Origin of the sequence: Gracilibacillus salinarum, from assembly GCF_022919575.1 — a bacterium.
GTDB lineage: Bacteria > Bacillota > Bacilli > Bacillales > Amphibacillaceae > Gracilibacillus > Gracilibacillus salinarum.
In genome coordinates this window covers 240,143-261,500 of record NZ_CP095071.1, presented here as the reverse complement: position 1 = coordinate 261,500, position 21,358 = coordinate 240,143, and the positions used below count along the sequence as shown (strand labels likewise).

Below are 21,358 nucleotides of genomic sequence, written 5' to 3'. Positions count from 1 at the left end.
AATGGATCCTCCCTTTTCCGCTAGATTTAAAGTTACCCTTTATTAACGAGTGCAACAATTTTCTCGGCACCATCTGCCATTGACTCTGCTGGTGTAATATTCAGTCCGGAATCCGCTAAGATTCGCTTACCAGCATCAACGTTCGTACCTTCTAAACGTACAACTAAAGGAATGGTTAAACCAACTTCCTTCGTCGCTGTCACGACACCTTCTGCAATAACATCACATTTCATGATTCCACCGAAAATGTTGACAAAAATACCTTTTACATTCTGATCGGATAAAATAATTTTGAATGCTTCTGTTACTTTTTCAGCTGTTGCACCGCCCCCAACATCAAGGAAGTTTGCGGGATCACCATTGTAATGTTTAATGATATCCATGGTTGCCATCGCAAGACCTGCACCATTAACCATACAGCCAATGTTGCCGTCTAAGGCAATATAACTTAAATCATATTTAGATGCTTCAATTTCTTTCTCATCTTCTTCATCTAAATCACGAAACTCTACAATATCTTTCTGACGGAACAGTGCATTATCATCGAAGTTTAACTTCGCATCTAATGCTAATACATCTCCGTCTCCAGTTGTTACTAACGGATTAATTTCAGCAATCGAACAATCTTTTTCGACAAATACCTGATATAATCCCATCATAAATTTAACCGCTTTCGACAAATACTCTGCTGGAATATTAATATTGAAAGCTAGTCTTCTTGCTTGATAAGGTAATAGCCCACTTACAGGGTCAATCACTTCTTTAAAGATTTTTTCAGGTGTTTCAGCGGCTACTTCTTCAATCTCTGTACCGCCTTCCTCAGAAGCCATCATCGTTACACATGAAGTTGCTCTGTCCAGTACAAGACCGATATAATATTCTTTTTTAATATCGCATCCTTCTTCAATCAGTAAACGCTTTACTTCTTTACCTTCTGGACCTGTTTGATGTGTTACTAATGTTTTACCTAGAATTTCATCAGCATATGTACGGACTTCTTCGATATTCTTCGCTACTTTCACGCCGCCTGCTTTTCCTCTTCCCCCAGCGTGAATTTGCGCTTTCACTACCGAAACTGCTGAACCAAGTTCTTCCGCAGCCTTCACAGCTTCATCTACTGAATATGCTACTTTACCATTTGGTACAGCAACACCGTAACTACGCAATATCTCTTTGCCTTGATACTCGTGAATATTCATCTTTCATCCTCCCATCAATTAATCACTGCATTCTCATTGTATAAAACATTGCCTTTGATTGTCTAGAAAATACTATGAATTCGTCTATCTTTTTTCTATGAATCTAGAAAAACCGCGAATAAATCGCCCGGTCCTAATAGAAATAAACTATATACAATACCTATAATATGGATTATGTTAACACAAAAGCTGTATGGCTGAATGGTGATTTTGAGGTAATTTATCTTCTTCGCAAAGCTCCGGAAATTGGCTCAGGGAAGTGCTACAATGTATGATTACACTGTAACTGCACTTTTTCTTTGCTTACTGGAAAAATGATAAGCAGGAAGTGATTATTTGGCTTTTTGCGAGGGGGGTTGCTGGTTGATGAAACCTTTTATTCCTAACAACTAAGCCTATATCCTTACAGACTAGGTAAATACAACTTAGTCGTAATTATGAAATGAATCATGTACTACGACATTGTGCAGACTCTGGCTGAATTCTTTTCCCACAGGACTTGGAGCATATTATTGTAATTTGGCTATACACAACAGAATTGTCTAAATTACCACATCACATCCAGAGTTAACATAACCCGTATTATCAGCAGTCAGACTACTGTTTCTATCTTATGTGGCTGAAGAAATGTTAGTTGCTGCCTGCCTTTTTATCTACCTGGTATATGTATGCGAAAACTTCTGCTACGACGTGATATAATTCTTCTGGAATTTGCTCATTAATATTTAATTCTGACAGCAGCGCGACTAGGGACGGGTCTGATTGTACAGGAATGTTGTTCGCTCTTGCCCGTTCAATAATTTCTTCTGCTACATATCCTTTTCCTGATGCTGTTAATTTTGGTGCCTGATCACTGTTACTGTCATATTGTAAGGCAGCTGCTCTTTTGCGATAGTTTTCATTGGATGTCATATACGAAAATCAATCCCTTCTGATACTGGCTGTGCTGTATTAGTGATAGCATGTCTCACGCTTTTTTCTTGAATATGTTCCTCTGTGAGGCTTTTTTGACTTACAGAAGATAGCTGGTAATCCAGATCTGCTAACTTTTGCTTTAGAGCAGGTTTCATCCCTTCGAGCAACGGCTTCACCATTTCTCGATCAGTATAGACCGTAAGATTGATGACCCTTTTTTGGATAGACATTGTTATTAACGTTTCACCCAGTGTATGTAAATCTAGGTGAAATAAGATCCTGCAATAATCCGGGTCAATTTCGTCACTGTTTTGTTTCTTTTTTCCTTCAAATTGCAAACGGATATCTTCTGCTAAACCGAATCGTTCTCCTGGAATTTGAAAACTTTGCTGAAGGATGGATGGGTCCTGCTGTATCATATTGAGCTGCATCCCTGTTAAAGTCTGTAGCAATCGCTGAATGCGTTCTGCGCCAGTCGTTAGATCTCCTTGCTGATTCGCAATCTGCAAATTCTGTTTGATGGACAAATCACTATCTCTTGAAAATTGCTGATTTTGCGAACTTGTTAACTCTTGTGCCAGCATTGCTTCATCCTGTAGTCCACTAGTTAGTATAAACTGTTTCAACAAATGGAAAAATTGATCTTTGACCGATAACGCTGATTGGTCAGCATTTGTAAGCTGTAAGAGCAGAGATCGTGCCAGGTTTTGTTCAGGCTGCGTTAATTGCTGGTCATATACGTGTTGATATACCGACCTCACCTGCTGCTTCAACGATATGGATGGCATCGGGTCCTGCAACCAGCTTTGGACTACTTGTTGTGCTTGATTTGGCGCTTGCTGGATCATTTTCTGCAAGACAGGCTGTTGCTCGACGATTGTTTTGATATGGCCGGAAGAACCTTGAATGGTACTGTTTTGCGATAAACGTTGCAGAAATGCTTGGATCAGCTGGTGATCATTCGGCTTGATCATCACCTGCTGATTCATCAGCCTTTGCAGACCAGTCACAAATGATTGCACCGCGGCAGCAGGAGGTGTCTTACCATTCGCTATCTGAGTAATAATTTCGGATGAATCAAATAAGCTAGGCGTCTGCGCTTGTCCACCGCTTGTTGCTGCGACCTTACTTAACAACTGATCAACCATAGCAGCATTCTTTGTTAGAATTCGCGCGAGGGACTGTCCTCCTGCTATATCCGCAGTAAATGCACGTAGCTGTTGCTGTAAATCTTGTATTACCTGGGTATTCTGGGTATTCCCCTTCACAGCCAATAGTTGAAGCAATGGGTTGATTTGTTCCCCTAGTGACGTTGATTGAAATGTTCGAACACTGGAAAAAACTTGCTCCGTCAAAGGTAAGTTTTGCTGCATCATAGTATGTAATACATTGCGATTTGTTTGATTTGCCCCGAATTGGTCGAATAATTGGGCGAGTACATGTACATTTTTCGCTGTAAACGGGATTTGCCGCTGTATCAGTTCAGTCAGCAATGCTTTTAATTCCTTTTGGTTCGCCACTCCTAACTGTTGCAGCAGTTGGTCGCTGATCATATTTCTGTGTTGTGTTGGTGTTTCCGTTATTTTTTTTAGTTGGGTCAACTGCCCCACGGCTGTAACTTGAAAAAGGTAACTCTGTTTTGAAGATAGCGAAGTTTCTAACTGTGCAATTATTTGTTTTCCACCTAACTGAATGGCAGCCCGTTGGCCAGGATATAATTCAAGTACTTTACCATTCAGAATTTGACCTGTTCTTAATGGATGCTGCTTAGATATGGCCCCACTCGCCATTGTATTCTCAATCAGCTTTGCGGAAATATTCACCATCTCCTTCACCTCCTGTTACCGTGATTTTAAGAAACTTCTGCGATGGATCGGAGTCATACCAAATTGGTCTAACGCATGCAGATGATCCTTTGTTCCGTAACCACTATTTCGGTTAAATGCATATGCCGGATACTCGTTATGTAAATCATCCATCAACTGATCACGAGTAACCTTAGCAATGATACTTGCCGCTGCAATCGAAATACTTTTCTGATCCCCTTTAATAATAGCTTCTTGTGGAATTGATAAATTCTCCAGCATCACCGCATCAATTAAGGCATAATCTACCTGATTTAATTGCTCTATTGCTTGTGACATCGCATGTTTGGATGCCTGCAGTATATTAATCCGATCAATCTCATCTGCTTCAACAATTCCAATCTTGTAATCAATCGCATGCTTGGTAATATATTGATAAAATAATTCTCTTTGTTTTTTTGACAGCTTCTTGGAATCGTTTATACCGAGTAATTGAAAGTCTTCCGGCAATATGACCGCGGCAGCAACAACCGGACCTGCTAACGGACCACGCCCGACTTCATCGACTCCAGCGATATAACGATACTTATTTTGCCATAACGACTGTTCAAACTTACTCATCATAACAAATTGGTCTTTTTCTTGCTGCTCTTTAACTTGTTTATTCTCGTGCTGTTTTAATAGCGTCTGAACCCCTTTACGTTCATCCTGATAGAATGATCGCATCACTTCTTCAGAAGGCTTTTCATTCAGTAAATATTCTTTAATCTGTCGAATTGTCCATTTCTCTTTCATTTCAAAAAACCTCATTTCTTACCATATCGGTTATTTCTCAAAAAAGTAAAGGAGCTGGCCTCAAAAGTCAGCTCCTTTACACTCAATTGTTATTCTCTTCCATTTCTGGCTGTTCCAACGTGATTGGGCCAAATCTTGCCGAACGAAGATCCTGCAATATGATATCTGCTGTCTTCTCGAAATTGACCCGTCCTCCAGATTCTAAACAGCCACGCTGCCTGCCGATATGTTCAAATATTTCACTCATGTCTTCCTGATCCGGTTCAAGACGAAATCTTTCCTGTAAGACTGCAGGATAGTTTTGTTTTAAATAGTTCATCACAAACGCCGCGACATCCTCAATTGGTAACAGTTGATCTTTTATCGTACCTACCGCAGCCAAGCGATAACCGATAATCTCTTCTTCGAATTTTGGCCAAAGAATTCCCGGTGTATCAAGCAGTTCAAATTCTTTTTTTACTTTGATCCATTGTTGGCTCTTGGTTACACCGGGTTTGTCCCCTGTTTTTGCAATTTTCTTATTGACTAACCGGTTTATCAAAGTGGATTTTCCAACATTCGGAATACCTACTATCATCGCTCTTGCCGGTCTCGGGCGAACGCCTTTCTTACGTAACCGTTCCATCTTGTCACTAGCCATATCTTTCGCTGTCTGTACGACATGCTGAATATCTTTACGTTCATTAACATCTACTGCAATAGCAACATGATCCTGGGCTCTAAAGTAATCAATCCATTTCGCAGTTATTGCAGTGTCTGCCAAGTCTTTCTTCATTAATACTATCATTTTTGGTTTTTGATTCAAAACTTCGTGTAAAAGTGGATTTTGAGACGAGAGAGGGGCTCTTGCATCTACCAGTTCAATTACAAAGTCAACTAATTTCAGCTTCTCCTGTACCTCTCTTTTTGCTTTTGCCATATGTCCTGGAAACCATTGTATTGTCATGTTTGCATACCTCTTTCTTTGACGCTAGTTGACCTTACCGAATTCATTCAACGGCCAGTATGTCCAACTCGCAATGCCAACTATATCATCGATCGGAATGACACCTAAATGTCTGCTGTCGGTAGAATTGGGACGATTATCGCCTAATACAAATACATGTCCTTCTGGTACAGTTTCCATATTTCCCGGAATATCTTCTAAGGAGAAATTAGTGGTGTACTTCGATTCGTCATTAGCGATTTGTTCATCGATAAACGATTCGGCTACAGCCTTTCCATTCACGTATAATTGATCATCTTTGTAAGCAATCTTATCACCCGGCAAACCGATCACCCTTTTTATGTAATCCCTTTTGGCGGTGGCATGGAAAACAACGACATCAAAACGGTCTGGTTCACCAATCAATAAACGGAATTTATTAACGATCAAACGATCATTGTTCTCAAGTGTTGGGAGCATGGACGGACCATCTACGACGATCGGTACCGCAATAAACAAACGGATGAAGATGACGATCAAGACAGTAATTATTATTGTTTTTAGCCAATCCACCCAGTCCTTCTTTTTTTCTTTCATGTAAAAGATCCCTTCCCTACAACATCACGAGTCCTTTTTCTATTATTATATAGAAGAAAAAGGAGCCTGACAACGCAAGCTCCTTTTTTTACATTATTACATTCATTAGCGAATTTCTTTAATACGAGCTGCTTTACCACGTAAGTTACGTAGGTAATATAGCTTCGCACGACGAACTTTACCACGACGAGTTACTTCAATCTTATCAACTCGTGGTGAATGCACAGGGAATGTACGTTCAACCCCTACACCGTAAGAAATTTTACGAACTGTAAATGTTTCACTAATTCCACCGTTTTGGCGTTTAATGACAACACCTTCAAATACCTGAATACGTTCACGGTTACCCTCGACAACCTTCACGTGTACCTTTACTGTATCACCAGCACGGAACTCAGGTAAATCAGTACGCAATTGATCCTTTGTAATTTCTTCGATTAATTTCTGCATTCTGTTACACTCCTTCCAAACCAACGCTCATATCGTTATACGCAGCGGAACATCGTTTATTAACCTTAAGCGTTCACTTAAGCACAACTATCAATATAGCATATCATCACAAGGATTTCAACTATTTTCTTCTTCTGATCCCCATTCTTTTATCCATTTCTGTTCTTCCTCTGTTAAATCCATTCCCACCAATAGATCTCTTCTCCGAAGAAATGTTCGTTTTAACGCTTCTTTTCTGCGCCACTGATCAATATGAGCATGATTACCAGACAATAAAACATCCGGCACTGTTAAACCTCGGAAATCCGCAGGTCGTGTATAATGAGGGTGCTCGAGCAATCCAGTTGAGAAGGAATCCTGCACAGCTGAATCATCGTTGCCTAATACATTCGGTAATAGACGAACCACACTGTCAATAACAACCATTGCGCCTAGTTCTCCACCTGTTAATACATAGTCGCCGATCGAAATTTCATCGGTCACTAACTCTGTTCTTATTCGCTCATCATACCCTTCATAGTGCCCACAGATAAAGATCAAGTGGTCTTCCTTAGCTAACTCTTCTGCTTTCTTTTGGGTGTATGGCTTGCCCTGAGGGCACATCAAAATAACGCGCGGTGAAGACTTGGCATCCTGTTGCACAGCTTCTACCGCATCAAATATCGGCTGAGGTTTCAATACCATTCCGGCGCCGCCTCCATAAGGATAATCGTCTACTTTGTTATGTTTGTTGTCCGTATAGTCACGAAAGTTAACAAAATTGTATTGAAAAGCACCTGCTTCATGTGCTTTACTCAATATGGATGATTGAAACACGCCTTGAAACATCTCCGGAAACAAGGATAATACATCAATTTTCATCAGTCTAATAACCCTTCCATTGGTTCAATTATAATTCGTTGTTTGTCGATATCTACTTCTTTCACGATGTCTTCAATATAAGGAATTAAGTATTCCTTCCCTTTTTGTTTTACTACCCAGACGTCATTTGCACCTGGTGACAGGATTTCACTAACTTTACCTAACACCTCGCCGCTAACCGTCTCTACTTCACAGCCAATTATTTCATGATAATAAAACTCGTTCTCTTCCAGTTCTGTCAACTGCTCTGTTCGAATAAGCAAGGTGGAATCCTTAAATTTTTCTACATCGTTAATATTCTCATAACCTTGAAAATGTAATAAATCAAAATTTTTATGGACACGATGTCCATCAATAGTAACTGGGGTCAATGTATCTGAAGCCTTTGATTTAATGTATAAGGTTGTCCCTGCTTCAAATCGTTCCTCGAAATCCGTGATTCGAATCACACGCACTTCTCCTCTTATCCCGTGAGTATTTACTATTTTGCCTACCTTTAAATGTTCCATGTTTCGTTAACCACCTATTATGTAATTTTAGTAATCGTTCCATCTTGAATGATGATCGATCTTTGACTGGTTATATCATCCCAATTCATTCCTTCTTCGACATCAATGATCGCATCCACTTCTCCTTCGCTCATTTCACTGCCAACCGGGAGAATTTCCAGTTGCTCCAATTTGTATTTATACCATTTAATTTGATCTTTACGATTGGATATTTCTTTTTTAAAACGTGTTGCGATATCTGCTTTTTTGTTTGAAGAGCGCTGCTCCAATTTTTTTTGTTCAAATTTCAATTGCTCGCATTCCTGCTCCAACTTAAAAATCTTAAATTGATATTCTTCCCTTAGCTCTGCTTTGCTTTGATCGGTTACAATTTTTTTGATAGCAACTTTTTTTATTATCTTCATTATTTCATCCTCTTTCAATCCTATTCAAGAGTACGATCTATTAATAAAAGAATAGCATGCACAGATTCGAAAGCGCAAGTCTCTGTTTACAGAACACCATTAATAAAGCGTGAAACACCGTGGATTATAAAATCAGAATAAAAAACATGCCATTAGTTGATGGCACGTTTTTTTAAAATTCATCAAGAAAAAACATTGAAATTGCAAAAAATATTAACATAAAAACAAATATGCAGAATATACCACTGTATTTTAGTATACTTGTTTCGCTTTTTCTAAAAGCTAATATCATCGGGATAAAAGACAGAAGAATTAATATACCACTAGTCTGCAAAAATAAAAATTTAGACTGGTTTTTCCTAAAGAATCAAAATACCAAAATAAAGAAAATAGAATCACAGAAAACAAGGTAATTATAAAAGTGATCTTTGAATATTTATTTTTCATAAGAAGTCACCTCAATTTTAAGTATAAAGATACCTTACATTATATTGCAGATAAAACAAAAAAAGGAATGAAAAACGCAACCCAATCGTCCGTTATTTCGTTTTTATTGGCTGTTTTTTGCTTTTAGTTGCAGCTTGTCTTAATCGTCCTGCTATCTGATATAGACCTTGTACATTTAAAAAGCGAGAGAAATCGCTGTCCAGATACACGATCGGAAGCAAATTGTCATCGCCAAATTCCGATATCGGCGTGAGAACCCCAACCACTTGCTAAGTTAGGAGCTGGATTCCTCAAACGAGCAGCACTTCCTCCTTCCACGCGAGAAGCCCTTGCCGTTGTAATATTCTCTTCTGCATGAGCTGTATCTGCTGTTGCTTCAGTATCAAACCCTTCCGTATGAGAAACGTTCCCCGGAAGTGGTATCAAAAATGACTAATGCTGCTTTTACCATGATGTTTGTTTGTGGAATGGGTTACAAATGCCATGATGCTTTCCTAGATTGTTCTAGCAGATCCAGACCATCACCAGGCGAGTACCATAATAGCAGGAATTATTACTGCAAAAGTGGCATCCGGTTGCATTATTGTTTTTTTCCCTTTTAACTGCAAAAGACATTTTCCTCAATTCTCATATTTATTAACCACCTGATTGAACACCAAACCAAGCATCTTCAAAATAGAATGAGAAAAAAACATTAAAAACGTCAATGTGACACTTGAAATTAGATAGAAGTAACTTCGCCAAGAGTAACTTTTATTATTTTCCTCCATAACGAAATGGCCTCCTTCCATTTAATTGGTTTATTATTGGTAGCGACTATACTGTACTTTAATCCAGAATACCTAAGAATGGATCAGGGAACAATATAAGCATTAAACACGCCATGAAACCTAAACCTAAAATTAACATCGTATACCTTTTTACGTTTTTGCTCAATGAATGAATTGTATAACTGTATAGAAAAGGTAATAACGCTGTCCCCACAATGGAAGAAAATAAAACCCCAAAACCTATTATGCCATATGTCATTCCATCCCAACCGTTGTCTGTGCTCATTAAACCATAAACGGTGCAAGCAATTGCTAACAAAAAGACGACAATTGGCGGAATAAAAAGGAATTTCGTTTTATTAATTTTAATATAACTATAGTAGAAAACATTCAATCCCAGAAATAAACCAAATAAAATATAAACAAATAGCACTCAAGGAACCCCCCTCAATAAAATCAACTATTTTTCTTAGAATTGTATCGATTTATGCTTAAAATTAAAATATGTTAAAACATAACTTACAGAATAAATAATGGAAGTTAAAATATAGTAATATTTGCTTGTAAGACTTCCTCAAATAAATCAGGAGTACTTCCAAAAGAATTCGCGAAAAATATAAAATAAGAATAACAAGCCTAACAAATTACCAAAAATATTAATAATCCTATATATAGTCTTCTTAAATTTTTTAAAGGTGCGATATGGGTATTGTTCGAATTGTTATCAATAGCTGGTATTTCGGTCTTTTTAATATCTACATATAAACGGCTGTATTCATTGCAAGTAAGTATATGTTCATGAATAACATCCTTTACATCATTGTCTAACTCTTCAACTTTCATTTCTCCACCTCGGAAGCACGCAAACGAAAATACCAAAACGACATGGACATTTTTGGAGAACGGAACAGTTACTCGAAGACCGATCATGATGCCAACTTTAATGCGAATGAAAAATGATTATAGGGAGAACGATCAACTAAAAACAGGATACAATGTGCAATTAGCGATGGAAGGACAATATGCGTTAGCTTATGATGTATTCCCAAACCCGACGGTCACGCGAACATTCATCCCTTTCCCTGATAACATTGAGGAGATTTCTTCGATCTACTTGCCTATATCGTTGCGGATGCAAGCTATGGTAGTGAACAAAATTATGAAGATGTGACGAACCATCGTAAGCGAACGCCATTCATTAACTATAATCAATATCGAAAAGAGAAGAAAAAGAAGTATGCGGAAGACCAAATGGAAAATGTTGACGTTTACCTACACCTCCAATCGAACCAATAAGTAGGGGCTACTCGAACATTTAAGGTCTATGAATGCGAGGACTGTTCTGTTTGTCCAATACGTACCCAATGCACGAAAGCTAAGGAAGGGAATAACCGAAAAGTGTACTATAATGAAAAATGGGAACGACGAAAAGAATACATTAGACAAAAGTTTTCAAGCGAGAAAACTGGCGAGATTTACAGCAAGCGTAAATTAGATGTGGAACCAGTTTTTTGGATTTTTAAAGGCTAATTTGTGTTTTGCTCGCCTGTCGGTGAGAAGCCAAAAGAAAGTAACAAATGAATTAGGGTTCGCCTTCATGGCGGTGAACTTGAAAAAGTACACCGCAACGATGATCGTAAACTTTTTTCGTTATTTTTGGCTAGTTATGTCCCAGCCTCTTTTTTAATTCAATTTTATCGATTTAGTAAATGAAACAATTGAGAAAATCAATATTGTAATACCTACAATAGCATATGAAGCACCTTCGAAACCTCGGACGTCAAAACTAACGACTAATAGAATAACAACACCTATCATAGCTATTACAGAAGGAAGTTTATGGTAAAAAGCGCTTTTATTTCTTAGTAATTTCGTTAAAAATAGTACAATAACGCCAATCACAGCACCAATAGCAATCGGAATAAACAAGAACAAGCAAACACCTCCTGTTTCAACAATTAACGGGTCACATTTTTATTTACATCATTTTGTTTAAATTACATCATTTAACTATATATGTCAATGGAACACAAAAACCTATAATCTAAATATGTGCTGCGATCCGATGAAGTGCTTGGCCTTACCCCCGGAAGCATGAAAAGGAGTTTCTTTTATAAGAAGGCAAAAATAAGAACCCACGCCGTTATTAGTTCGACGTGGGTTCTTATTTTACTTTAACTATATGGTTGGAGGTTGAAATATTGAAATACCAGAAAGCATCTCTGACACAGAAACAGGATAGTGTTCATTAGCAGGCTGACCTGATGCTCTACACTCATGAGCTTCTGCAAATTTTTTAGCTTCATTCGATACAATAGAATTCGTCATTAATTTATCAATACATCCGTTACCGTTATGGGGAACTGAGAATACATATCTAGCACTTGCTGATGAGGTTGCTGAATCCGCCGCAGATTTCACCCTCGTACAATCAATTGGATTTAATGCGCATACGTTAGCTTTTTTTCCCTTCATACCACCCAAAGTAATAAGTCTAAACCTGGTTTTCATTAACCTTCGCCATATATTCTCGATATACGAGATCTTTTAATTCTTCCTTGGATAAGCCAGGGTTTTCTTCTGCTAGATATAAGGTATCTTCTGCCACATCTGACCACTCTGCAACTGTTAAATCACTAATACTTCCAACCACCTTATCTTTCATATAAATTTACTCATATGGTATAATTTAGTGGTGTACGCGTTATAAAGTATAGCACACAAATCTCAAATAAAAGGGAGTTTTTATGAAAATGTTGAAATTTTTAAAAAAACAAATAATTTTAACGATTCTAGTCTCTACTGCTTTGGTTCTAAGCGCATGTCAATCAGAAAAATATCAAGAAGAGTTTGTCGAGTGGGCAGATACAATAAATAGTGATCTGTTAATAGAAAGATTAGAAGATAATGATATACCTTATAAAATTGAAAATGATAAAATACTTATACCTGATGACGCTAAAGATGATGCCGTCGATTGTTGTTCTTAAAAGCTCCAGCTGGTAATAAGTTTATTACAAATTTTTGAACCCTAAAAGCATTGACTTTTAGGGATTATAGGATTATTAATCTATTTCGTTTAAAATAGTCTGGGTATTATATAACTTTTACTAATCACACAAATATCCATTAAGATTAACAATCTTTAACATATATACAAATAAAAAATGAACATAGAAAAAGAGGGGGCTTTGGAAGCCTCCCTCTTTACATGATATCTAAATAAATTCTTTTATTAGATTTCATCCCAGCTGCATAAACAACTGTTCGAATTGATTTGGCAATGCGACCATTTTTGCCGATCACTTTTCCGACATCATTCTCATGAACATGAAGATGAAAAATGTGTTTATTATCCTCTTCTTTTTCCGTGACAACAATTTCTTCAGGATGATCTACTAATGGTTCTACGATTGTTTCAATCAATGATTTCATCGAATCACATCACTTTATTATTGATTTTTTGATTCGTGGAATTTAGTCATGACGCCTTCTTTAGAGAATAAGTTGCGTACCGTATCACTTGGTTTCGCACCTTTAGTCATCCAATCTAGCGCTTTGTCTTCATCTAATGACACTTCAACCGGGTTTACTACCGGATTATATGTTCCAATTTGTTCAATGATACGTCCGTCACGTGGTGAACGAGAATCCGCCACTACAATACGGTAAAATGGATTTCTTTTAGAACCCATACGTTTTAAACGAATTTTAACTGCCATTTTGCTACACCTCCAAATTAATATCTCACAAGAAAGAATTGTATCAGATTTATTTTAGTCTGTAAAGTGTTTTTACCTTACATGAACGGAAAATTTAATCCTTTTTGTTTTTTACGCTTTTTCCCTTTCTTTCCTTGCTGCATATTTGTCATTTGTTTCATCATTTTTTTCATTTCTTCAAATTGCTTTAACAAACGGTTCACTTCCGATACTGAACGACCTGAACCTTTAGCAATCCGTTTTCGGCGACCTGCATTGATAACACTTGGATCTTGACGCTCCTGTGCTGTCATCGATTGAATGATCGCTTCAACATGTGTAATCTGCTTTTCATCAAAGTCTACGTTCTTAAGACCTTTCATCTTATTGGCACCCGGTATCATATCAATCAATTCATCAAGTGGTCCCATATTTTTAACTTGACCCATCTGTTCAAGAAAATCATCGAAGGTAAATGAAGCAGATCTCATTTTTTCTTCTAATTCTTTCGCTCGTTTCTCGTCAACATTCTCCTGGGCTTTTTCAATTAAAGATAGCACATCGCCCATTCCCAGAATACGTGATGCCATACGTTCTGGATGGAAGACTTCCAATTGATCAAGCTTTTCTCCCATACCAGCAAACTTAATCGGTTTATCTGTAACAGCTTTAATCGATAATGCTGCCCCACCACGAGTGTCACCGTCAAGTTTTGTTAAAACGACACCAGTAACATCCAATTGTTCATTAAAGCTTTCAGCCACATTTACAGCATCCTGCCCTGTCATGGAATCAACTACAAGGAATACTTCATCAGGATTGACATTTGCTTTAATTTGAATTAATTCGTCCATTAACTCATTATCAACGTGTAGTCGCCCCGCTGTATCAATAAGGACATAGTCAAGGTGTTCTTCCTTTGCTTTCTCCATGGCATTGTTAACAATGTCTACCGGATTAGCGTCTGTACCTTCTGCATATACCGGAATATTTAACTGTTTTCCTAGTGTTTCCAATTGATCAATTGCCGCTGGACGATATACGTCACCTGCTACAAGCAACGGGTTCCGGTTATATTTCTTTCGTAATAAATTAGCTAATTTTCCTGTTGTGGTTGTTTTACCTGCACCCTGTAAACCGACCATCATAATCACTGTCGGCGGACGATCAGCTACTGCAATCTTGCTCTCATCTCCGCCCATCAAGGCTGTTAATTCTTCCTTCACCACTTTAATAACCTGCTGTCCAGGCGTAAGACTTTCCATTACTTCCTGACCAACTGCACGTTCTTTCACTTTTTTCACAAAATCTTTTACTACTTTAAAGTTTACATCTGCCTCTAATAAAGCTAAGCGGACCTCACGAGTCATTTCTTTTACGTCTTGCTCGCTTACTTTACCTTTTCCTTTAATCTTTTGAATGGTATTCTGCAGGCGGTCGGCTAAACCTTCAAATGCCATACTATTCGCCCCCTATTCGATTTCAATAATTGCTTCTATCTTCATCTTTAATTGTTCATCATTTCTTTCATCAGCAATCTCACTTATTTCTTTCAGAAGTGATTGCCGCACAAGAAATTTCTGATATAATCCAAGCTTTTGCTCATATTCCTCGAGCATTTGTTCCGTTCTTCGAATATTATCATAGATCGCTTGCCTAGATACATTCGATGTCTCGGAAATTTCACCTAGTGAAAAATCTTCTAAATAGTACATTTCCATATAACTGCGCTGTTTCTCTGTTAATAGTTCTTGATAAAAATCATACAGTGCATTAATCCTTGTCGTTCTATCTAACATAAAAAGGACTCCTCGTTAAGTAAAATGCCTTTACATTTTAGTCTACTCATCCTGAAGAACAACTGTCAAGTTTTTCAGGCTTACTCTTCTTCGATCATATCTGCAAATAGTCCATAGACAAATGCCTGAGGATCAAAAGTTTGCAGGTCGGTCACCTTCTCACCTAAACCGACGAGTTTAACCGGGATCCCCAGTTCATTACGAATAGCAAGCACAATACCACCTTTTGCCGTACCATCTAGTTTCGTTAAGACGATTCCTGACACCTCGGTTGATTGAGAGAATGTTTTCGCTTGGCTTAGTGCATTCTGTCCTGTAGTTGCATCTAGTACTAATAACACTTCATGTGGTGCGTTTGGTACTTCGCGTTCAATGACACGTTTCACTTTGGCTAGTTCATTCATCAGGTTGACTTTATTTTGCAGACGTCCTGCTGTATCACATAATAAAACATCGGCATTCCGTGATTTCGCAGCCTGAATCCCATCATAGATAACTGCTGCCGGATCACTTCCTTCGCTATGCTTGATAACATCAACACCGACACGGTTCCCCCATTCATTTAATTGCTGAATAGCACCGGCACGGAACGTATCACCAGCAGTAAGCAGAACTTGTTTTCCTTCTGTTTTTAATTGGTGCGCCAGTTTTCCGATGGTTGTTGTTTTTCCAACTCCGTTGACACCTACAAACAAAATAACAGTCAACTCATCTTGTTGCATATTTAAGGAGGTATCTTCTGTTTCATTATCTTCTCCCTGGTAAATCTCTACAAGCTTTTCTGAAATCACTTCTTTAACTTCTTTTGTATCTTTAATGTTACGACGTTTCACTTCCATTTCCAGCTCTTCAATTAATTCCATAACAGTTGTAACACCAACATCTGCAGCTATCAATACTTCTTCCAAGTCTTCGAAGAATTCTTCATCTACTTTTCGATAGCGGGCAACTAGGTCGTTAATTTTTTCTGAAAAGGATTTTCTTGTCTTACTCAGACCATCTTTATATTTGTCTGTAACTTCCTCTTGTTCTTGATTATTGGATTGGAATTTATCTTTTAATTTTTTTAGGAAACTCACATTAATAACCTCCTCAGCTTATGCTTCTAACAATTCCGGCGCTTCTTCCAGCTTCACAGACACTAATCGGGAAACACCTGATTCTTGCATGGTCACACCATATAATACATCAGCTTCTTCCATTGTACCTTTACGATGTGTAATGACAATAAATTGCGTATGTTTACTATAATGTTTTAAATATTGGGCAAATCTCGCTACATTCGCTTCATCAAGTGCTGCTTCCACTTCATCAAGCACACAGAACGGCACCGGACGAACGCGAAGTATCGCAAACAGTAGTGCAATGGCTGTTAAGGCACGTTCACCACCTGAAAGCAAGCCTAATTGCTGTAACTTCTTACCTGGAGGCTGGGCAATAATATCAACGCCCGTCTCCAATAACTGATCCGGATCGGTTAATTTCAGTTCTGCATGCCCTCCACCAAATAATCGTTGGAAGACAACTGTGAATTCTTCTTTGATTTGTGAGAAGGTTTCATCGAACCGTCGCGTCATCTCCTCATCCATTTCAGCAATAATTTCGTATAAGGTCCGTTTGGCTTCGACGAGATCTGTTTGCTGGCTTGTCAGAAATTCATACCGTTCTTTAATCCGGTCATATTCCTCAATTGCCCCAATATTCACAGTACCAAGTTCTTCAATTGATTTTTTAATCAGTTTTACTTGCTCTTTGGCATTCTCTAAATTATCTGGTGCAGGAAAATCTGCCTTTGCTTTTTCGAAGGTCATGCTGTACTCATTCTCCAGCAGTTGCAGCCTGTTATCCAAATCGAGATCTAAGCGATTTCGACTAATTTCTATTGCTTGAATGTTTTGCTGCAAATCATATTCTTCTTTTTGTGCAAGTCTGATTGATTCATCAAGTGTGTTCACGTTTTGCTGACTTGCAGAACGAGTATCTCTTAGTTCTTGCAACGATTCCTGGCTACTTTGTTTTTGCTGTTTTTTATCTTCAATTTGTTGCTCAATCTCATCTTCCGTCTGTTGACTATTTTTCACATCAATCAGTTGCTGCAATTGTTTTTCTTTCGAGTTTTGCACTTCCTGATATTCTGCCATTTCCGATTCTGTTTTTGCAACTTTTTCTTTTTGGTTAGTTAACTGACTTTTTACTTCAGCCTGCTGTACTTGTAATCGTTGAAGATTGTGCTTCAATTCCTCTTCTTTCGCCTCAAAGTTTTGAAGCTGGTCTGTTAAGGTTTCAATCTTCTGATCAAGGGTAGTTAAGCGCTCGTCCAGCGATTCTAAATCAGCATCAATCTTGGTTTGTTGTTCTTCTAACAGTTTCCTGTCCTGTTCCTGTTGCATCTTATCCTGATCATAAATAGATAGCTGATCATTCAAATGTTCAAGTGATAATTTAGACTCTTTATACTCACTTTGATGCTTTTGATGACTCATACGTAATTCATCCAGCTTTTGGTACAGAGTGTCTTTTTGCGCACGCAATTCTGTCAGTGATTCTTTTTGTGTTTGCAGTTGTTTTTCGTAATCGGTCACGCGTACCTGGTATTCCTTGTACTTTTTAGTTAATGTCTTTAGTTCACGATCTCTCGTAAATAATGACTGGTTATTCTTTTTCTTGGCACCACCAGACATGGAGCCTCCAGGGTTTACGACATCACCATCTAATGTGACAATCCGATACCTCCTGCCAGTCTGCTGGGCGAAACGGTTGGCACCTTCTAATGTTCTAGAAATGATAACATTTCCTAATAGTGCCCCCATTACGGTTTGATATGTAGAATCAAATTGAATTAAATCTACGGCTACCCCAACAAATTCATCATCTTGTTTGAGCATTTCAACGAAATTAGCCGGTATTTGTTTCGGTTTCATCGCATTAATAGGTAAGAAGGTTGCGCGCCCTTTATTTGTTTTTTTTAGCCATTGAATGGCTTCACGTGCTGATTTTTCTGTATCGACAACGACATGCTGAGCTTGTGCACCCAATGCTGTCTCCATCGCTTCAACCAGCTGATCATCAAATTCAATAAGCTCAGGTATTGCACCATGGATACCTGATAATTCACGCTGTTCACGAGCCTTCAACACTTCTTTGACTCCAAAATAAAAGCCTTGGAAATCTTCTTTCAAGTCTTCGAGCATTTCTTTCTTAGATTTCAAATTCTCGAGCATTTGATATCCTTTATATAATTTCTGTTGCATATCGTCGAGCATTTTATCTTCTGCAGATACCTTTCGCTCGGTTTGCTGATACGATTCTTGTACTTCTTGTAACGCTTTGCTCTCCTGGTTTACTACAGCTTCTGTTCGCTCGACTGCTTGGACAAGTTCACTGCGTTCCTCATATAAATGTTGCCATTTACTGGATTGAACATTCTTTTTGCCTTCCATTTTTCTAATTGCTGCTGAATCGAATTTTTTTCATTACGTTTCGCTGCCTGCTCATTTAACAGTTCAATATAATCACTCTTCAGTGTTTCAATATCTTCTTCGATTGTATTTTTACCTTTTTCTAATTGTTCATTTATCGTATTAATCTGTTTCGTTAAGGAATGGTTCTCTTGTTTATACTGATCTAAAATCTGTTGTTCTTGCTGCAACTGTTCCACAAGTGCTTCTTTCTTTTCACGTGTTTCGATGATATCCCGTTCTAAATTCGTTTTATTTTCTTGAAAATGCTGAAGTCTTTCATGAAAGATCTTCTTGTTACCTTCAAGATTCTCTAACTCTTGTGTTGCAACTAATAAGGTTTCCTGTAATTTTGTAATTTGTTCATCTGCTTGCTGGACTTCCTGCTTCAATTGCATACTCTTTTGTTCGTGAGACTGAATCCATTGCTGCTTGCCATTTAAATCAGCACGCTTCTTGGTTAAATCCTGCTCAGAGGCTTCCCACTGATTATTCAACTGTTCAATTTCTTTTGCCAGTAAGCCGACTTCTACATTCGTCAGTCGTTCTTTTTGGGACAGATACTCTTTTGCGATCGATGCTTGCTGTGCCAATGGCTCCAATTGCCCATCGATTTCATAAATAATATCTTCTACACGGTTCAAATTTTCTTGTGTTTCTGCTAGTTTATACTCTGCCTGTTTCTTTCTGTTTTTATATTTCAATACACCTGCTGCTTCTTCGAAAATTACTCGTCGTTCTTCTGATTTAGAGCTTAGGATCTCTTCCACTTTCCCTTGGCTTATTATGGAGAAAGCTTCTCTTCCTAATCCCGAATCCATAAAAAGTTCCGTAATATCTTTTAAGCGACATGGCTGTTTATTCATTAAAAATTCACTTTCGCCTGAACGGTACACTCTTCTTGTAACACTTACTTCCTGATAGTCAACGGGAAGCCGGTTATCTGAGTTATCCAATACCAACGTTACTTCGGCAACATTTAGGGCTCTGCGCGATTCACTTCCCTGGAAGATTATATCTTCCATTTTGGCACCACGAAGAGATCTAGCTGATTGTTCTCCGAGTACCCAGCGAATTGCATCGGTAATATTACTCTTTCCACTTCCATTCGGGCCTACTACGGCCGTAACACCAGGTACAAATTCGACTTTAATTCGCTCAGCGAAAGATTTAAAACCAATTGTATCTAATTGTTTTAAATACATTTATAAAACTCCTATTTATATCATTTCATCGCGGAAAATCAAGATTGGATTATAATTAATCCTTTGCTTTTCAACTTATTTATTTTATCATAAAGACTAGAGTAAGAGAAGGAAGATCCTATAAAATACATATTAGGAGTGAATAGAATTGCATTTAGAAGAAAAAACAGAAGAAAATTTAGCTTATATCATTCAGGAAATGGGAAGAATGCTGCAAGTCGTCAATGATTCGATTATGAATCCGGACGATTATGATATGAAGCATTATGATGAGCTTAAAGAACTCTATGATTTACTTAAACAAAAAGGCGGCTTAACCGTAGCAGAAACACAAGCCTTTATCACTGAATTACGACAATACCGAAAATAAAACCTATCGCAAAAACTCGGATGCCTCCATAAGGACATCCGAGTTTTTATTAACATATCTTATTACGGTTTATGTCTAGCTGCTTAGCGGCAATTTTGAAATGGTTGATGTGCTGTGATACCAATCTGGCCAACCACTTTGCATCCAGCGAGGCACGGCTGAAGCCGTTCCCATAGGAGGTAGAGCAATTTTTTGGAGCTTTGCTAAGCAAATACAACCTATCAATTTCCAGATTTTGATACAATTCCACTTTATATTTTCTGTATTAAACAAACCTACTTTTTTTATTGGCATAAAAAATTCTACTATCAATTAGCCACTAAGCGTTTCATTGATAATAGAATTTATGTGCTTATTGTGGAAGTGCATCGAGGGCTTGTTTGGCTGCGCGTTGTTCTGCTTCCTTTTTGGTTCTGCCAACACCTTTTCCAGCAGTCTGTCCGTTGATAGTGACAACAGCGAAAAATTCCCGATCATGTGCAGGTCCTTTTTCATCAACAATACTATACTCCACTAATCTATTTTTATGCTGTTGTACAGTTTCTTGCAATTGACTTTTATAATCCATCGTATGAGAAAAAACACCGGTTGTAATCTCAGGATAGACATATTTCTTCAAGAAATGAATCACCTGATCATACCCTTGATCCAAGTATAAAGCACCTATAAATGCTTCAAAAACATCTGCCAGAAGAGCGGGACGATTACGGCCACCTGTCATTTCTTCACCTTTGCCCAATAATACGTATTTACTAAAGTCTAACGTTTCCGCGAATGTGACGAGTGCTGGTTCACATACAATGGATGCTCGAAGTTTCGTTAAATCCCCTTCAGCAAAATGACCGAATTCTCGGTAAAGGTATTGAGAAACACCTAATTCCAATACAGCATCACCTAAAAATTCCAATCTCTCATTATCAAGCAGATTCTTTTTCCGGTGCTCATTCACATAAGATGAATGAGTAAAAGCTTGTCTTAATAGTTTTTCATCTTTAAACCAAATATTCAGTTCCTTCTGAAGCAATTTCAAATCTGACACTTTCTTCACCTACCAACATGATTTCAATCATTGACACTATTATAAAGGAAATATGGCGATACGCCAACCTTTTCTGTAAAGGTTTCCCACTAGAGGAAATGACGATTGC

24 protein-coding genes and 2 pseudogenes are annotated in these 21,358 nt (G+C 38.0%); 3 read left to right on the top strand and 23 right to left on the bottom strand.

The features are described 5' to 3' along the window. Positions 1-32 precede the first annotated feature (32 nt). The 12 genes from sucC to MUN87_RS01200 all read right to left on the bottom strand — a co-directional run bounded on the left by sucC (position 33) and on the right by MUN87_RS01200 (position 10,110). Entirely contained in the window at positions 33-1,199 is a 1,167-nt protein-coding gene (gene sucC, locus MUN87_RS01255; protein WP_244745457.1) for an ADP-forming succinate--CoA ligase subunit beta, read from the bottom strand. Between the two features lie 630 nt (positions 1,200-1,829). Next, entirely contained in the window at positions 1,830-2,111 is a 282-nt protein-coding gene (locus MUN87_RS01250; RefSeq protein ID WP_244745455.1) for an EscU/YscU/HrcU family type III secretion system export apparatus switch protein, read from the bottom strand. Beyond that, a complete protein-coding gene (locus tag MUN87_RS01245) occupies positions 2,108-3,940 on the bottom strand; it encodes a TP0910 N-terminal domain-containing protein (RefSeq protein WP_244745453.1) in 1,833 nt (610 codons plus the stop codon). Before MUN87_RS01245 ends, MUN87_RS01250 begins: the two co-directional genes overlap by 4 nt. Positions 3,941-3,955: 15 nt before the next feature. Beyond that, entirely contained in the window at positions 3,956-4,714 is a 759-nt protein-coding gene (gene rnhB, locus MUN87_RS01240; protein ID WP_244745451.1) for a ribonuclease HII, read from the bottom strand. Positions 4,715-4,796: 82 nt separating this feature from the next. Then, entirely contained in the window at positions 4,797-5,660 is an 864-nt protein-coding gene (ylqF, locus tag MUN87_RS01235; RefSeq protein ID WP_244745449.1) for a ribosome biogenesis GTPase YlqF, read from the bottom strand. A 24-nt stretch (positions 5,661-5,684) separates the two neighbouring features. Continuing rightward, positions 5,685-6,236: a signal peptidase I gene (gene lepB / locus MUN87_RS01230; RefSeq protein WP_244745428.1), complete on the bottom strand. Its 552-nt coding sequence runs from the start codon at positions 6,234-6,236 to the stop codon at positions 5,685-5,687. A 105-nt stretch (positions 6,237-6,341) separates the two neighbouring features. Further along, positions 6,342-6,686: a 50S ribosomal protein L19 gene (rplS, locus tag MUN87_RS01225; protein ID WP_244717584.1), complete on the bottom strand. Its 345-nt coding sequence runs from the start codon at positions 6,684-6,686 to the stop codon at positions 6,342-6,344. A 117-nt stretch (positions 6,687-6,803) separates the two neighbouring features. Then, complete coding sequence (gene trmD, locus MUN87_RS01220) at positions 6,804-7,547, bottom strand: tRNA (guanosine(37)-N1)-methyltransferase TrmD (protein ID WP_244745425.1); 744 nt, start codon at positions 7,545-7,547, stop codon at positions 6,804-6,806. Further along, the gene (gene rimM, locus MUN87_RS01215) at positions 7,547-8,056 is read right to left on the bottom strand and encodes a ribosome maturation factor RimM (protein ID WP_244745408.1); all 510 of its coding nucleotides are present in this window, start codon (positions 8,054-8,056) and stop codon (positions 7,547-7,549) included. The genes trmD and rimM overlap by 1 nt, the downstream gene beginning before the upstream one ends. Positions 8,057-8,073: 17 nt before the next feature. After that, positions 8,074-8,460, bottom strand: a complete 387-nt coding sequence (locus MUN87_RS01210; RefSeq protein WP_244745376.1) for a YlqD family protein — start codon at positions 8,458-8,460, stop codon at positions 8,074-8,076. Between the two features lie 672 nt (positions 8,461-9,132). Next, positions 9,133-9,333, bottom strand: a complete 201-nt coding sequence (locus MUN87_RS01205; protein WP_244745373.1) for a hypothetical protein — start codon at positions 9,331-9,333, stop codon at positions 9,133-9,135. 402 nt (positions 9,334-9,735) lie between these two features. Then, positions 9,736-10,110: a YesK family protein gene (locus MUN87_RS01200; protein WP_244745371.1), complete on the bottom strand. Its 375-nt coding sequence runs from the start codon at positions 10,108-10,110 to the stop codon at positions 9,736-9,738. A gap of 425 nt (positions 10,111-10,535) precedes the next feature. Here MUN87_RS01200 and MUN87_RS01195 point away from each other — a divergent pair. Next, a pseudogene (locus MUN87_RS01195) lies at positions 10,536-11,364 on the top strand (transposase); the annotation flags it as partial. Here the strand turns inward: MUN87_RS01195 and MUN87_RS01190 are convergent. The 3 genes from MUN87_RS01190 to MUN87_RS01180 all read right to left on the bottom strand — a co-directional run bounded on the left by MUN87_RS01190 (position 11,361) and on the right by MUN87_RS01180 (position 12,342). Further along, positions 11,361-11,612 carry a YesK family protein gene (locus MUN87_RS01190; RefSeq protein ID WP_244745366.1) on the bottom strand — a complete coding sequence of 84 codons (252 nt, stop codon included), beginning with the start codon at positions 11,610-11,612 and terminating at the stop codon, positions 11,361-11,363. The pseudogene MUN87_RS01195 and the gene MUN87_RS01190 sit on opposite strands and share 4 nt — an antisense overlap. A gap of 243 nt (positions 11,613-11,855) precedes the next feature. Beyond that, positions 11,856-12,152 carry a hypothetical protein gene (locus MUN87_RS01185; RefSeq protein ID WP_244745363.1) on the bottom strand — a complete coding sequence of 99 codons (297 nt, stop codon included), beginning with the start codon at positions 12,150-12,152 and terminating at the stop codon, positions 11,856-11,858. 19 nt (positions 12,153-12,171) lie between these two features. Beyond that, on the bottom strand, positions 12,172-12,342 hold the full coding sequence (locus tag MUN87_RS01180; RefSeq protein ID WP_244745359.1) for a hypothetical protein: 171 nt from the start codon (positions 12,340-12,342) through the stop codon (positions 12,172-12,174). An 88-nt stretch (positions 12,343-12,430) separates the two neighbouring features. Here MUN87_RS01180 and MUN87_RS01175 point away from each other — a divergent pair, with 88 nt between their 5' ends. After that, complete coding sequence (locus MUN87_RS01175; protein ID WP_244745356.1) at positions 12,431-12,667, top strand: hypothetical protein; 237 nt, start codon at positions 12,431-12,433, stop codon at positions 12,665-12,667. 217 nt (positions 12,668-12,884) lie between these two features. Here MUN87_RS01175 and MUN87_RS01170 read toward each other — a convergent pair whose 3' ends face one another. The 7 genes and pseudogenes from MUN87_RS01170 to MUN87_RS22490 form a co-directional block, all read right to left on the bottom strand. Beyond that, positions 12,885-13,112: a KH domain-containing protein gene (locus tag MUN87_RS01170; protein WP_244745354.1), complete on the bottom strand. Its 228-nt coding sequence runs from the start codon at positions 13,110-13,112 to the stop codon at positions 12,885-12,887. A gap of 17 nt (positions 13,113-13,129) precedes the next feature. Further along, on the bottom strand, positions 13,130-13,399 hold the full coding sequence (gene rpsP, locus MUN87_RS01165; RefSeq protein ID WP_244745349.1) for a 30S ribosomal protein S16: 270 nt from the start codon (positions 13,397-13,399) through the stop codon (positions 13,130-13,132). A gap of 77 nt (positions 13,400-13,476) precedes the next feature. Further along, a complete protein-coding gene (ffh, locus tag MUN87_RS01160) occupies positions 13,477-14,838 on the bottom strand; it encodes a signal recognition particle protein (protein WP_244745314.1) in 1,362 nt (453 codons plus the stop codon). 12 nt (positions 14,839-14,850) lie between these two features. After that, positions 14,851-15,177: a putative DNA-binding protein gene (locus MUN87_RS01155; protein ID WP_244745299.1), complete on the bottom strand. Its 327-nt coding sequence runs from the start codon at positions 15,175-15,177 to the stop codon at positions 14,851-14,853. 80 nt (positions 15,178-15,257) lie between these two features. Then, entirely contained in the window at positions 15,258-16,256 is a 999-nt protein-coding gene (gene ftsY, locus MUN87_RS01150) for a signal recognition particle-docking protein FtsY (protein WP_244745267.1), read from the bottom strand. Positions 16,257-16,274: 18 nt separating this feature from the next. Continuing rightward, positions 16,275-18,617: a chromosome segregation protein SMC gene (smc, locus tag MUN87_RS01145; RefSeq protein WP_439649642.1), complete on the bottom strand. Its 2,343-nt coding sequence runs from the start codon at positions 18,615-18,617 to the stop codon at positions 16,275-16,277. 122 nt (positions 18,618-18,739) lie between these two features. After that, positions 18,740-19,840, bottom strand: a pseudogene (locus MUN87_RS22490) (chromosome segregation SMC family protein); the annotation flags it as partial. A 148-nt stretch (positions 19,841-19,988) separates the two neighbouring features. On the opposite strand from MUN87_RS22490, the gene MUN87_RS01140 reads away from it, so the two are divergent. After that, positions 19,989-20,210 carry a DUF1128 domain-containing protein gene (locus MUN87_RS01140; protein WP_244745253.1) on the top strand — a complete coding sequence of 74 codons (222 nt, stop codon included), beginning with the start codon at positions 19,989-19,991 and terminating at the stop codon, positions 20,208-20,210. A gap of 352 nt (positions 20,211-20,562) precedes the next feature. Here the strand turns inward: MUN87_RS01140 and rnc are convergent, their stop codons facing one another. Beyond that, positions 20,563-21,249, bottom strand: coding sequence for a ribonuclease III (gene rnc, locus MUN87_RS01135; RefSeq protein ID WP_244745228.1), 687 nt, complete (start codon positions 21,247-21,249; stop codon positions 20,563-20,565). Positions 21,250-21,358: the final 109 nt, after the last annotated feature.